The organism is Streptomyces monashensis (assembly GCF_001866665.1).
GTDB lineage: Bacteria > Actinomycetota > Actinomycetes > Streptomycetales > Streptomycetaceae > Streptomyces > Streptomyces monashensis.
Genome location: NZ_MLYO01000022.1, coordinates 24,336 through 37,337, shown reverse-complemented (window position 1 = coordinate 37,337; position 13,002 = coordinate 24,336). Strand labels below are relative to the sequence as shown.

Here is a 13,002-nt window from a genome sequence, read left to right as displayed (position 1 = left end):
CGGGCATCGTCCACAGTTTCGTCACGGCCAACATAGGCGACCGGCGGGGATGCTGTCCGCATCCAGCGCGACCGAAATTTGGCAGCCGACAGGTCAGTCCTTCTTCACCGTCACGGTCTGGACCTTCACGGTCTTCTTCGGAGCACCGTCGCTCGGGCTCTGACCGCCGGAGGCCACACCGTTCTTGGCGATGTCCTCGACGGCCTTCAGTCCGGCCGCGTCCATCTTGCCGAACGGCGTGTACGACGGAGGCAGCTTGCTGTCCTTGTAGACGAGGAAGAACTGGCTGCCGCCGGTGTGGGGCTGACCGGTGTTCGCCATCGCCACGGTTCCGGCCGGGTACGTGACCGAGCCGTCCGAGCCGGCCTTGCCGAGCCCGTTCAGGTTCTCGTCCGGGATCGTGTAGCCGGGGCCGCCCGCGCCGGTGCCCTGGGGGTCGCCGCACTGCAGCACGTAGATGCCCTCGGTGGTGAGCCGATGACACTTCGTGTTGTTGAAGAAGCCCTTGTCGGCGAGGTACTTGAACGAATTGACGGTGTGCGGCGTCTTGGCCGCGTCCATGGCGATGTTCACATCGCCCTGGTTCGTCTTGATCGTCATCGTGTACGTGGCCTTCGCGTCGATGGCCATCTTCGGCTCGGGCTTCTCCGTGGAGGAGACGCTCGGGCTCGGGCTCGCCGTGGAGGCCGCCGACGTGTCCTTCTTGTCGTCGCTCTTGAAGGCCCCGGCGGCGTACGCGCCACCAGCGCCCAGGACGGCCACCGTGAGTACGGAGGCGATCACGGTGTTGCGCATACGAGCCTTGCGGCGCGCCTGGGTGCGCCGCTGCTGCTGCCGCAAGAACTTCTCCCGGGCGAGCTGACGCCGCCGCTGCTCCTGGCTGACCACCGGGTTCTCTCCTCATGCGTGTCGTGTGTCGACCGGTACGCGTGCGGCTGCGTGACTCTCGTGGGCCGACCGCCGCGTGTAGCCCCGTACCGTATATGGGTTCGCTGAGGAATCGGCAGCGCCGGTAGGCTCTGACTGCGGTTGACGCCGCCGGCAAGCCTCCCGCGAGCCGTCCGCAAGCCGTACCCCATCGACACAACGAAGGACGATCGTGCTCATTGCCGGGTTCCCCGCCGGGGCCTGGGGGACGAACTGTTATCTCGTCGCCCCCGCCCCCGGTGAGGAGTGCGTGATCATCGACCCGGGCCACCAGGCCGCCGAAGGCGTCGAGGAAGCACTGAAGAAGCATCGGCTCAAGCCCGTCGCCGTCGTCCTCACCCACGGCCACATCGATCACGTGGCCTCGGTCGTCCCTGTCTGCGGGGCCCACGACGTACCGGCCTGGATCCACCCCGAGGACCGGTTCATGATGAGCGACCCCGAGAAGGCGCTCGGCCGGTCCATCGGCATGCCGCTGATGGGCGAGCTGACCGTGGGGGAGCCGGACGACGTCCGCGAGCTGGCCAACGGCACCACCCTCGACCTGGCCGGAATGGAGTTCTCCGTCGCGCACGCGCCGGGCCATACCAAGGGGTCGGTGACCTTCCGGATGCCCGAGACCGCTGACATCCCGTCGGTGTTCTTCTCCGGGGATCTGCTGTTCGCCGGCTCCGTCGGACGCACCGACCTGCCGGGCGGATCCATGGCGGACATGCTCGAGTCGCTGGCCCGCGTGTGCCTGCCCCTCGACGACTCCACCGTGGTGCTGTCCGGCCACGGCCCCCAGACGACCATCGGCCAGGAGCGCGCCGCCAACCCGTATCTGCGGCAGCTGGCGGCGGACCGTTCAGATCACCGCGTGGATCCGAACACCGCTCCCCGACGAGGAATGTGACGAGAATTTCCGTGAGCACTTTCAAGGCCCCCAAGGGCACGTACGACCTGCTGCCGCCGGACAGCGCCAAGTTCCTGGCCGTCCGCGAGGCGATCGCCGCACCGCTCAGGAACTCCGGCTACGGCTACATCGAGACGCCCGGCTTCGAGAACGTGGAGCTGTTCGCGCGCGGCGTCGGCGAGTCGACCGACATCGTGACGAAGGAGATGTACGCCTTCGAGACCAAGGGCGGCGACAAGCTGGCCCTGCGTCCGGAGACGACCGCTCCCGTGCTGCGCGCGGTGCTGGAGGCCAACCTGTACAAGACGGGCAACCTCCCGGTGAAGGTCTGGTACTCGGGCTCGCAGTACCGCTACGAGCGCCCCCAGAAGGGCCGTTACCGGCACTTCTCGCAGGTCGGCGCCGAGGCGATCGGCGCCGAGGACGCGGCGCTGGACGCCGAGCTGATCATCCTCGCCGACCAGGCGTACCGCTCGCTGGGCCTCAGCAACTTCCGCATCCTGCTGAACAGCCTGGGCGACAAGGAGTGCCGACCGGTGTACCGGAGCGCGCTCCAGGACTTCCTGCGCGGCCTGGACCTCGACGAGGACACCCTGCACCGCGCGGAGATCAACCCGCTGCGCGTCCTCGACGACAAGCGCGAGTCGGTCCAGAAGCAGCTCACGGGCGCCCCGCTGCTGCGCGACTACCTCTGCGACGCCTGCAAGGCGTACCACGAGGAAGTCCGCGAACTGCTGACCGACGCGGGCGTGGCCTTCGAGGACGACCCGAAGCTGGTGCGCGGCCTGGACTACTACACCCGCACCACGTTCGAGTTCGTGCACGACGGTCTGGGCTCGCAATCCGCGGTGGGCGGCGGCGGCCGCTACGACGGTCTGTCCGAGATGATCGGCGGCCCCGAGCTGCCCTCGGTCGGCTGGGCCCTGGGCGTCGACCGCACGGTCCTCGCCCTGGAGGCGGAGGGCGTGGAGCTGGCCCTGCCATCCACCACGTCGGTCTACGCCGTCCCGCTCGGCGAGGAGGCCCGCCGGCTGCTGTTCGCGAAGGTCACCGAGCTGCGCAAGGCCGGCATCTCCGCGGACTTCTCGTACGGCGGCAAAGGCCTGAAGGGCGCCATGAAGAGCGCCAACCGCAGCGGCGCCCGCTACGCCCTCGTCGCCGGCGAGCGCGACCTCGCCGAGGGCGTCGTCCAGCTCAAGGACATGGAGTCCGGCGAGCAGACGGCGATCGCCGTGGACGCGATCCTGGCCGAACTGCGGTCCCGGCTCGGCTAGTCGAACGGTGAGAGGGGCGCCGGAGATATCTCCGGCGCCCCTCTCGCTTCACTGCTCCAGCAGGCCGTGCCGCAGCGCGCGGATCGCCGCCGCCGTCCGGTCGGCCACCACCGTACGAGCGGCTCCGCACCGGAGCGGTCCGGCATGCGCAGGTCCATGAGCACGATGTCCGGGCGCGGTTCCGCCGCCAGTGCCTCCGCCCGCGCTCCGCTCGCCGCGTCGCCGACCACCTCCCGGTCCGGTTCGGCGCTGAGCATGGCCCGCGGCCCCTCCCATACGACGGGGTGGCGTTGGTCAGCGCCTCCTGGCAGGCGTGCAGGGCCGGGGCAGACGTCCTCCAGCGCGGGGCGGATCAGGTCCCGGAACCGGCGGCAAGCGGCCGGGGCGGAGCTGGTGGCCGGTCGTCCAGGAGCAGCGGCTCCGGGCCGCCGATCACGCCGAGAGCCACGTCCAGGCGGCGCCGCTCATCGCCGGACAGGGTCTTGGTCCGGCTGTCCGTCCCGGTCTCCAGGCCGACCAGGCCGATGACCTCCTCGGGGTCGCGCGGGCGCGGGTGGTAGCGCGGACCGTCAACTCCGCGGGCGCCGATTCGTCCTGCCGGACGATTCCCACCCGGGATCTCCACGCGCGCGTGCCCGTCGCCGGGTCCGTGCCGCGGACGGAGACCTCGCCGCCGTCCCGGGACCGGTTGCCCTGAGGATCTCCACCGCGGTGCACTTGCCGGCGCCGTTGTGCCCGGGCAGGCCGAACACCTCACCGCGCAGGATTCCCAGGTCGGGACCGTCGACGACGGTCATGTCCCCGCACCGCTTGCGCAGCCCCGGACGTCCACCGCGCGTTCGTTCGCGTGTGCTGTCGTGTCCCCGGGCTTCGGCCGGAACCGAACGGTCCGTGACCACCGCGCGTACCTCCTTATGTCCTTCGAACGGTGGACACACACGCGCGTGCGGCACAATGACCCGTGCCCGAAGATGGTCCAACTCTCAAGCGACGGAATCGGCGGATGAGCAAGACGACAGTCAACGACGTCTCCACAGAGCCCGGGTCCGAGCCTCCCGCCGACGCCCCCCGCACGGCGGGCGGCAGCCGCGCCTTCGCCCTGCTGCTGGTGATCACCGGTGCGGCCGGCCTGCTGGCGGCCTGGGTCATCACGCTCGACAAGAACAAGATCCTCGAAGCGAAGATCGCGGGGAAGACGTTCACGCCGGGCTGCAGTGTCAACCCGATCGTGTCCTGCGGCAGCGTCATGGAGAGCAAGCAGGCCGCGGCCTTCGGCTTCCCGAACCCGTGGCTCGGCCTGGTCTGCTACGGCATCGTCGTCTGCGTCGGCATGAGCCTGCTGGGCCGCGCCCGCTTCCCGCGCTGGTACTGGCTGACCTTCGACTTCGGCACGCTCTTCGGTGTCTGCTTCGTCACCTGGCTCCAGTTCGAGTCCCTGTACCGGATCAACGCCCTGTGCCTGTGGTGCTCGCTCGCCTGGGTCGCCACGATCACCATGTTCTGGTACGTGACCTCGTTCAACGTCCGCAACGGCTTCCTGCCGGCGCCGGGCTGGCTGAAGCGCTTCCTCGGCGAGTTCACCTGGGTCCTGCCGGTGACCCACTGCGGCGTCATCGCCATGCTGATCCTGACCCGCTGGGGCAGCCAGCTCTGGGCCTGACCCGGCCCGACCTGCGGCCGGAGCCGGGTTGTCAGTGCGGTGATTTAGGGTTTTGGGCGTGGAACCCGACCTCTTCACCGCAGCGGCGGAAGAACGCCAGGAGAAGGACCCGGCAGGCAGCCCCCTGGCGGTGCGGATGCGCCCGCGCACCCTCGACGAGGTCGTGGGCCAGCAGCATCTGCTGAAACCTGGCTCCCCGCTGCGCCGGCTGGTCGGCGAGGGGTCCGGCGGCCCCGCCGGACCCTCCTCCGTGATCCTCTGGGGCCCGCCCGGCACGGGCAAGACGACGCTCGCGTACGTCGTCTCCAAGGCGACGAACAAGCGCTTCGTGGAGCTGTCCGCGATCACCGCGGGCGTCAAGGAGGTCCGCGCGGTCATCGACGGCGCCCGCCGCGCCACCGGCGGCTTCGGCAAGGAGACCGTCCTCTTCCTGGACGAGATCCACCGCTTCAGCAAGGCCCAGCAGGACTCCCTGCTCCCGGCCGTCGAGAACCGCTGGGTGACCCTGATCGCGGCCACGACGGAGAATCCCTACTTCTCGGTGATCTCCCCGCTGCTCTCCCGCTCCCTCCTGCTCACGCTCGAACCGCTCACCGGCGACGACATCCGGGCGCTGCTGGGCCGCGCCCTGAGCGACGACCGCGGCCTGAAGGACGCCGTCGCCCTGCCCGACGACACCGCGGAGCACCTGCTGCGCATCGCCGGCGGTGACGCCCGCCGGGCCCTGACCGCCCTGGAGGCCGCCGCCGGCGCCGCCCTCGACAAGGGCGAGGGCGAGATCAGCCTGCAGACGCTGGAGCAGACCGTCGACCGCGCGGCGGTGACGTACGACCGCGACGGCGACCAGCACTACGACGTCGCCAGCGCCCTCATCAAGTCCATCCGGGGCTCCGACGTCGACGCGGCCCTGCACTACCTGGCCCGCATGATCGAGGCCGGCGAGGACCCCCGCTTCATCGCCCGCCGCCTGATGATCTCCGCGAGCGAGGACATCGGCCTCGCCGACCCGGGGGCCCTGCCCCTCGCGGTCGCCGCCGCCCAGGCCGTCGCCATGATCGGCTTCCCCGAGGCCGCCCTCACCCTCAGCCACGCCACCATCGCGCTCGCCCTCGCCCCCAAGTCCAACGCCGCGACCACCGCGATCGGCGCAGCGATGGAGGACGTCCGGGCGGGCCTGGCCGGCCCGGTCCCGGCCCACCTGCGCGACGGGCACTACAAGGGAGCGGCCAAGCTCGGCCACGCGCAGGGGTACGTGTACCCGCACGACCTGCCCGAGGGCATCGCCGAGCAGCAGTACGCCCCGGACGCCCTGAAGGACCGCACGTACTACACCCCGACCCGGCACGGGACCGAGGCCAGATACGCCGACGCCGTCGAGTGGACCAGGAAACACCTCGGTCGCAAGCGATCCTGAGCACCCTGTAGACTGCCCGAAGTGCTGAGTCCCGCGCTGTCAGAGCGGGACAGCCAGCCGGAGATCCAGTCCCGCGCGGACTGACTCCAGGAGCGTCGCGCACCGTCGATCGGTGTCGCGGGCAGCCCACCACCACTCGGAGTCCCGGGACGGTCGGTGGGCCACTCGCGTGCTGCACGTATGTGCCCAGACCAGGGAAGCGGCTGCCCGGCAGGTCCCCTCGGGGATCCGACGGGTTTTCCCGGCTGCGGATGCGACCTCCCTAACCCTGACGAGCCGAACACTACGAAAGAGATTGAGACAGTGGCGAACCAGTCCCGCCCCAAGGTCAAGAAGTCGCGTGCCCTCGGCATCGCGCTGACCCCGAAGGCCGTCAAGTACTTCGAGGCCCGCCCCTACCCGCCGGGTGAGCACGGCCGTGGCCGCAAGCAGAACTCGGACTACAAGGTCCGTCTGCTGGAGAAGCAGCGTCTGCGCGCGCAGTACGACATCTCCGAGCGTCAGCTGGTCCGCGCCTACGAGCGTGCGTCCAAGGTCCAGGGCAAGACCGGTGAGGCCCTGATCGTGGAGCTCGAGCGCCGTCTCGACGCCCTGGTCCTGCGTTCGGGCATCGCCCGCACCATCTACCAGGCCCGTCAGATGGTCGTCCACGGCCACATCCAGGTCAACGGCCAGAAGGTCGACAAGCCGTCCTTCCGTGTCCGTCCGGACGACGTCGTGCAGGTCCGCGACCGCTCCAAGGAGAAGACGCTCTTCACGATCGCCCGTGAGGGTGGCTTCGCCCCCGAGGGCGAGACCCCGCGCTACCTCCAGGTGAACCTCAAGGCCCTGGCGTTCCGCCTGGACCGCGAGCCGAACCGCAAGGAGATCCCGGTGATCTGCGACGAGCAGCTCGTCGTCGAGTACTACGCCCGCTGATCCCAGCCCCGGCGTACGTTCTCAGCCCGCCGTCTCCCTGCCCGGTCCTGCCGGGCGGGCGAGGCGGCGGGTTTGCGTTTCCCGCCGTCCGGACGGCGCCGACCGGTGGGGGCCGAGCGCGCGGTTCCCGGCGCCCTCCGCCGGGCGCTCGTGCCCCAGCGCACGCGCCACCGCCGTGGCCCGGTCGAGCCGGGCCCCTTCCCGCACGCACTCCTCGTACCGCACGTCGCCCAGCTCCTGCCGGGCCAGCCCCGCGCAGCGCTCGTGCGGGGCGTTGAAGTAGGCCGAGCCGAACAGCGGCAGCCCCACCGACGGCCACCGCCGGGCCGCCGCGCCCTGGAGCACGGCCGCCTCGGCCGCGTCGCCCTCGGCCACCGTCACCAGTGCCAGCAGCTCCAGCGTCAGCACCTCGGCGAGCAGATCACGAAACGTGTGCGCATGGCCGAGGCAGTCCGCCAGCAGCTCCCGCGCGCGGGCCGGTTCGCCGTCCAGCCAGGCGGCGTACGCCAGCACGTACAGCGCGTACGAGCGTGCCCAGCGCTCCCCGTGGTCCTCGCACACCTGCCGTACGTCCTCGCACAGTCGCACCGCGTCCGGCAGATCGCCCTGGAAGGCCCGGGTCATCGCCAGCTCGACCTGGGCCATCAGGACGTTGCTGTTCAGCTCGCCGATCTCCTGATAGCGCTCCAGCGCCGACCGCAGCAGCGTTTCTGCGCGCGCCATGTCATCGCCGACCAGGGCCAGACAGCCGGAGCGGTGCTCGGCGTACGCCACCGCCGTCGCGTCCGCGGCCCGCTCCGCCCGCTCCCGGCACTCCCGCAGCGCCGCCAGCGCCGGCACGGTCTCGCCCTGCAGGATCGCGACATAGCCGAGCACCCACAGCGCCTTCAGCCGGGACTGCTCGTACTCCGACTCCAGCTCCACGCTGCGCTCCAGCCAGCGCCGCCCCTCCGCGAGCCGCCCGCACCCGACCCAGCAGAACCACAGCGACCCCGCCAGGCACTGGCCCAGATGCGCCTCGTCCGGCTCGGTCAGACAGAACTCCAGCGCCGCCCGCAGATTCGGCAGCTCCGCCTCGACCCGCCGGGCGATCTCGTGCTGCCGGGGCGAGAACCAGTCCAGCTCGCACCAGGTCGCGAGGCCCAGGTACCAGTCCCGGTGCAGCCTGCGCAGCCTGCCCGCGTCCCCGGCGGCCTCCAGCCAGTCGGCGCCGTAGGCCCGGACCGTGTCCAGCATCCGGTAGCGGGGGCCGGCCGGGGTGTCCTCGCGGGTCACGACGGACTGGACCAGCAGCGCCGACAGCACGTCGAGCACGTCCTCGGCGGGCAGCCCGTCCCCGCTGCACACGTACTCGGCCGCCTCCAGGTCGAAGGTCTGCGCGAACACCGACAGCCGCGCCCACAGCAGCCGTTCGGCCGGGGTGCACAGCTCGTGGCTCCAGCCGATCGCCGTGCGCAGCGTCTGATGCCGGGCGGGCGGCCCGCCGGGCACCGGGTGGGCGCCGTCGCCGCGGGCGTCGGCGACCAGCAGCCGGAACCGGTCGTCCAGCCGCTGCGCCAACTGCGCGGGGGACAGGGCCCGCACCCGCCCGGCCGCCAGCTCCAGCGCGAGCGGGATCCCCTCCAGCCGGCGGCACAGCTCGCGCACCTCGGGACCGTCGGGCACCGTCAGCCCCTGCTCCCGGGCCCGGTCCGTGAACAGCTCCACCGCCTCGTCCGCGCCGAGCGGCGCCAGCGGGAACAGCCGCTCGCCCGCCAGCCCCAGCGGGCGTCGGCCCGCGGCCAGCACCCTCAGCTCCGGCAGCCTGCGCAGCAGCTCCGCCGTCAGTTCGGCACAGGCCGCCGCCAGATGCTCGAACCCGTCCAGCACCAGCAGCACCGGGCGGCCGGCGAGATGCTCCAGCAGGGTCTCGCGGGGCGGCCGGGCGGTGTGGTCGGTCAGACCCAGCGCCTCCACCACCGCGTACTCCACGAACTGCGGATCCCGCACCGCCGCCAGTTCGACGCGCCCGGCCCCGGCACCCGGTCCGGCACCCGCGCCCGCGCCCCATCCGGCGGCGGCCCGCGCGGCCAGCCGGGACTTGCCGACCCCGCCGACCCCGGTCACGGTCACCAGCCGCGCCTCGCCGAGCGCCGCCGCCAGCCCGGCGAGTTCGGCCGAGCGCCCGACGAAAGTGGTCAGTTCCAGGGGCGGATCCCCGTCGGGGAGGGGGTCTGGGCGCTGAGGACCTCGCATGGGACACGGAGCGTACTGAAGTGTGTTCATTCCGTACAATCGCTTCCCGCAACTCCGTGCGCACCGACCGGTAATCCGGTACGGAGCCCCGGCCCCGGCGCGATAGGCTCGGGACACTGGTTTTTCGATGTTTTCGATGTTGAGGCACGTTTCAGGGAGCGGGTGCGCACAGTGTCCGGTGGAGAGGTGGCCGGGATCCTGGTGGCCGTCTTCTGGGCGATCCTGGTCTCCTTCCTCGCGGTGGCACTCGCGAGGCTGGCCCAGACGCTCAAGGCGACGACCAAGCTCGTGGCGGACGTGACCGACCAGGCCGTCCCGCTGCTCGCCGACGCCTCCCAGGCGGTGCGCTCCGCGCAGACCCAGATCGACCGCGTCGACGCGATCGCCACGGACGTCCAGGAGGTCACGTCGAACGCCTCCGCGCTGTCGACCACCGTCGCCTCCACCTTCGGCGGCCCGCTGGTCAAGGTCGCGGCCTTCGGCTACGGCGTGCGCCGGGCGCTGGGCGGCCGCAAGGAGGACGTGCCCGCGAAGGCGCCCCGGCGTACCGTGATCGTGGGCCGCACGGTCCCCGCCGCGCGACGCAAGCGGAAGTAAGGACTGAGACCGAGCGATGTTCCGCCGTACGTTCTGGTTCACCACCGGCGTCGCCGCCGGGGTGTGGGCAACCACCAAGGTCAACCGCAAGCTGAAGCAGCTGACCCCCGAGAGCCTGGCCGTCACCGCGGCCAACAAGGCCCTGGAGACCGGTCACCGGCTGAAGGACCGCGCGGTGGGGTTCGCGCTCGACGTCCGTGACGGCATGGCACAGCGGGAGGCCGAGCTGGGCGAGGCGCTGGGCATCGACCGGGCGCCCGAACTCCCCGCCCCGCGGCACCTCGCCGCCATCGAGAACGACCACAGCACCGACCGCACCACACCGAAGTACATCGAAACCGTGATTTCTTCGCAGACGACGTACTCGTACAACCGGAATGAGGACCACTGATGGAGTCGGCTGAGATCCGCCGCCGCTGGCTGAGCTTCTTCGAGGAGCGCGGGCACACCGTCGTCCCTTCGGCGTCGCTCATCGCGGACGACCCGACTCTGCTCCTCGTCCCCGCCGGCATGGTGCCGTTCAAGCCCTACTTCCTGGGCGAGGTCAAGCCGCCGTTCGACCGCGCCACCAGCGTGCAGAAGTGCGTGCGCACGCCCGACATCGAAGAGGTCGGCAAGACCACGCGCCACGGCACGTTCTTCCAGATGTGCGGCAACTTCTCCTTCGGCGACTACTTCAAGGAAGGCGCCATCACGTACGCCTGGGAGCTGCTCACCAGCCCCCAGGACAAGGGTGGTTACGGCCTGGAGCCGGAGAAGCTCTGGATCACCGTGTACAAGGACGACGACGAGGCCGAGCGCATCTGGCACGAGGTCGTCGGTGTGCCGAAGGAGCGCATCCAGCGCCTCGGCATGAAGGACAACTACTGGTCCATGGGCGTCCCCGGCCCCTGCGGCCCCTGCTCCGAGATCAACTACGACCGCGGTCCCGAGTTCGGCGTCGAGGGCGGCCCGGCCGTCAACGACGAGCGGTACGTGGAGATCTGGAACCTCGTCTTCATGCAGTTCGAGCGTGGCGAGGGCATCGGCAAGGACAACTTCGAGATCCTCGGCGAGCTGCCGAGCAAGAACATCGACACGGGCCTCGGCCTGGAGCGCCTCGCCATGATTCTGCAGGGCGTGCAGAACATGTACGAGATCGACACCTCCATGGCCGTCATCGACAAGGCCACCGAGCTGACCGGTGTCGCGTACGGCGACGCCCATGCCTCGGACGTCTCCCTGCGCGTGGTCACCGACCACATGCGCACGTCCGTGATGCTGATCGGCGACGGCGTCACTCCCGGCAACGAGGGCCGTGGCTACGTCCTGCGCCGCATCATGCGCCGCGCGATCCGCAACATGCGCCTGCTCGGCGCCACCGGTCCGGTCGTCAAGGACCTGATCGACACCGTGATCCACATGATGGGCCAGCAGTACCCCGAGCTGATCACCGACCGCGAGCGCATCGAGAAGGTCGCCCTCGCCGAGGAGAACGCCTTCCTCAAGACGCTGAAGGCCGGCACCAACATCCTCGACACCGCCGTCACCGAGACCAAGCAGTCCGGTGGCACGGTCCTCTCCGGCGACAAGGCCTTCCTGCTCCACGACACCTGGGGCTTCCCGATCGACCTCACCCTCGAAATGGCCGCCGAGCAGGGGCTGTCCGTGGACGAGGACGGCTTCCGCCGCCTGATGAAGGAGCAGCGGGAGCGCGCCAAGGCCGACGCCCAGGCCAAGAAGACCGGGCACGCCGGTGCCGGTGCCTACCGGGAGATCGCCGACAAGGTCGGCGAGACCGACTTCATCGGCTACAGCGACACCGAGGGCGAGTCCACGATCGTCGGCATCCTGGTCGACGGCGCCTCCTCGCCGGCCGCCACCGAGGGCGACGAGGTCGAGATCGTCCTCGACCGCACCCCCTTCTACGCCGAGGGCGGCGGCCAGATCGGCGACACCGGCCGGATCAAGGTCGACTCCGGTGCCGTCATCGAGGTCCGCGACTGCCAGAAGCCGGTCCCGGGGGTGTACGTCCACAAGGGCGTCGTCCAGGTCGGCGAGGTCACCGTCGGCGCCAAGGCCCACGCCTCGATCGACAGCCGCCGCCGCAAGGCCATCGCCCGCGCCCACTCGGCCACCCACCTGACCCACCAGGCCCTGCGCGACGCCCTCGGCCCGACGGCCGCCCAGGCCGGTTCCGAGAACCAGCCCGGCCGCTTCCGCTTCGACTTCGGCTCCCCGTCCGCCGTTCCCACGGCCGTGATGACCGACGTCGAGCAGAAGATCAACGAGGTGCTGGCCCGCGATCTCGACGTGCACGCCGAGATCATGGGCATCGACGAGGCCAAGAAGCAGGGTGCCATCGCCGAGTTCGGCGAGAAGTACGGCGAGCGGGTCCGCGTCGTGACCATCGGCGACTTCTCCAAGGAGCTGTGCGGCGGCACGCACGTGCACAACACCGCCCAGCTGGGCCTGGTGAAGCTGCTCGGCGAGTCGTCGATCGGCTCGGGTGTCCGCCGTATCGAGGCCCTCGTCGGCGTGGACGCCTACCACTTCCTCGCCCGGGAGCACACGGTCGTCGCCCAGCTCCAGGAGCTGGTCAAGGGCCGCCCGGAGGAGCTTCCGGAGAAGGTCTCCGCCATGCTCGGCAAGCTGAAGGACGCCGAGAAGGAGATCGAGAAGTTCCGCGCCGAGAAGGTGCTGCAGGCCGCCGCCGGTCTCGCCGAGTCCGCCAAGGACGTGCGCGGTGTGGCGGTTGTCACCGGTCAGGTCCCGGACGGCACCACGGCGGACGACCTGCGCAAGCTGGTCCTCGACGTGCGCGGCCGCATCCAGGGCGGCCGGGCCGCCGTGGTCGCCCTGTTCACGGTCACGGGCGGCAAGCCGCTGACCGTCATCGCCACCAACGAGGCCGCCCGCGAGCGTGGTCTCAAGGCCGGTGACCTGGTGCGTACGGCCGCCAAGACCCTCGGCGGCGGCGGTGGCGGCAAGCCGGACGTGGCCCAGGGCGGCGGTCAGAACCCGGCCGCGGTCGGCGAGGCCGTGGACGCTGTCGAGCGCCTCGTCGCCGACACCGCCAAGTAACGGGCACGCAAGGAAACGG

The 13,002-nt window shown here is 70.8% G+C and carries 12 protein-coding genes; 8 read left to right on the top strand and 4 right to left on the bottom strand.

Annotated elements, in window-relative coordinates:
* Positions 1-93 precede the first annotated feature (93 nt).
* The gene (locus tag BIV23_RS12970) at positions 94-888 is read right to left on the bottom strand and encodes a peptidylprolyl isomerase (RefSeq protein ID WP_071380962.1); all 795 of its coding nucleotides are present in this window, start codon (positions 886-888) and stop codon (positions 94-96) included.
* A gap of 211 nt (positions 889-1,099) precedes the next feature.
* Here BIV23_RS12970 and BIV23_RS12965 point away from each other — a divergent pair, with 211 nt between their 5' ends.
* Positions 1,100-1,822: an MBL fold metallo-hydrolase gene (locus tag BIV23_RS12965; RefSeq protein WP_071380961.1), complete on the top strand. Its 723-nt coding sequence runs from the start codon at positions 1,100-1,102 to the stop codon at positions 1,820-1,822.
* A gap of 11 nt (positions 1,823-1,833) precedes the next feature.
* A complete protein-coding gene (gene hisS, locus BIV23_RS12960; RefSeq protein WP_071380960.1) occupies positions 1,834-3,096 on the top strand; it encodes a histidine--tRNA ligase in 1,263 nt (420 codons plus the stop codon).
* Here the strand turns inward: hisS and BIV23_RS53920 are convergent.
* Positions 3,093-3,353: a response regulator gene (locus tag BIV23_RS53920; RefSeq protein WP_079173122.1), complete on the bottom strand. Its 261-nt coding sequence runs from the start codon at positions 3,351-3,353 to the stop codon at positions 3,093-3,095. The genes hisS and BIV23_RS53920 overlap by 4 nt on opposite strands.
* Before the next feature lie 95 nt (positions 3,354-3,448).
* A complete protein-coding gene (locus tag BIV23_RS51760) occupies positions 3,449-3,721 on the bottom strand; it encodes an ATP-binding cassette domain-containing protein (protein WP_245790506.1) in 273 nt (90 codons plus the stop codon).
* Between the two features lie 378 nt (positions 3,722-4,099).
* Between BIV23_RS51760 and BIV23_RS12950 the strand changes: the two genes are divergently transcribed.
* The 3 genes from BIV23_RS12950 to rpsD all read left to right on the top strand — a co-directional run bounded on the left by BIV23_RS12950 (position 4,100) and on the right by rpsD (position 7,088).
* Positions 4,100-4,756 carry a vitamin K epoxide reductase family protein gene (locus BIV23_RS12950; RefSeq protein WP_071380959.1) on the top strand — a complete coding sequence of 219 codons (657 nt, stop codon included), beginning with the start codon at positions 4,100-4,102 and terminating at the stop codon, positions 4,754-4,756.
* 58 nt (positions 4,757-4,814) lie between these two features.
* Complete coding sequence (locus BIV23_RS12945) at positions 4,815-6,170, top strand: replication-associated recombination protein A (RefSeq protein ID WP_071380995.1); 1,356 nt, start codon at positions 4,815-4,817, stop codon at positions 6,168-6,170.
* A 303-nt stretch (positions 6,171-6,473) separates the two neighbouring features.
* A complete protein-coding gene (gene rpsD / locus BIV23_RS12940) occupies positions 6,474-7,088 on the top strand; it encodes a 30S ribosomal protein S4 (protein ID WP_031161776.1) in 615 nt (204 codons plus the stop codon).
* Positions 7,089-7,109: 21 nt separating this feature from the next.
* Here rpsD and BIV23_RS12935 read toward each other — a convergent pair whose 3' ends face one another.
* Entirely contained in the window at positions 7,110-9,323 is a 2,214-nt protein-coding gene (locus BIV23_RS12935) for an ATP-binding protein (RefSeq protein ID WP_245790505.1), read from the bottom strand.
* A gap of 162 nt (positions 9,324-9,485) precedes the next feature.
* On the opposite strand from BIV23_RS12935, the gene BIV23_RS12930 reads away from it, so the two are divergent.
* The 3 genes from BIV23_RS12930 to alaS are packed head-to-tail and all read left to right on the top strand — an operon-like array spanning position 9,486 to position 12,983.
* Positions 9,486-9,920: a DUF948 domain-containing protein gene (locus tag BIV23_RS12930; RefSeq protein WP_177235645.1), complete on the top strand. Its 435-nt coding sequence runs from the start codon at positions 9,486-9,488 to the stop codon at positions 9,918-9,920.
* A gap of 16 nt (positions 9,921-9,936) precedes the next feature.
* Positions 9,937-10,311: a hypothetical protein gene (locus BIV23_RS12925; protein WP_071380958.1), complete on the top strand. Its 375-nt coding sequence runs from the start codon at positions 9,937-9,939 to the stop codon at positions 10,309-10,311.
* A complete protein-coding gene (gene alaS, locus BIV23_RS12920) occupies positions 10,311-12,983 on the top strand; it encodes an alanine--tRNA ligase (RefSeq protein ID WP_071380957.1) in 2,673 nt (890 codons plus the stop codon). The genes BIV23_RS12925 and alaS overlap by 1 nt, the downstream gene beginning before the upstream one ends.
* Positions 12,984-13,002: the final 19 nt, after the last annotated feature.

Bases quoted from the DNA above. Each gene is read 5' to 3' on its own strand.
- BIV23_RS53920 (WP_079173122.1), bottom strand. From the start codon at position 3,353: ATGCTCAGCGCCGAACCGGACCGGGAGGTGGTCGGCGACGCGGCGAGC.
- BIV23_RS12950 (WP_071380959.1), top strand. From the start codon at position 4,100: ATGAGCAAGACGACAGTCAACGACGTCTCCACAGAGCCCGGGTCCGAG.
- BIV23_RS12935 (WP_245790505.1), bottom strand. From the start codon at position 9,323: ATGCGAGGTCCTCAGCGCCCAGACCCCCTCCCCGACGGGGATCCGCCC.
- BIV23_RS12925 (WP_071380958.1), top strand. From the start codon at position 9,937: ATGTTCCGCCGTACGTTCTGGTTCACCACCGGCGTCGCCGCCGGGGTG.
- alaS (WP_071380957.1), top strand. From the start codon at position 10,311: ATGGAGTCGGCTGAGATCCGCCGCCGCTGGCTGAGCTTCTTCGAGGAG.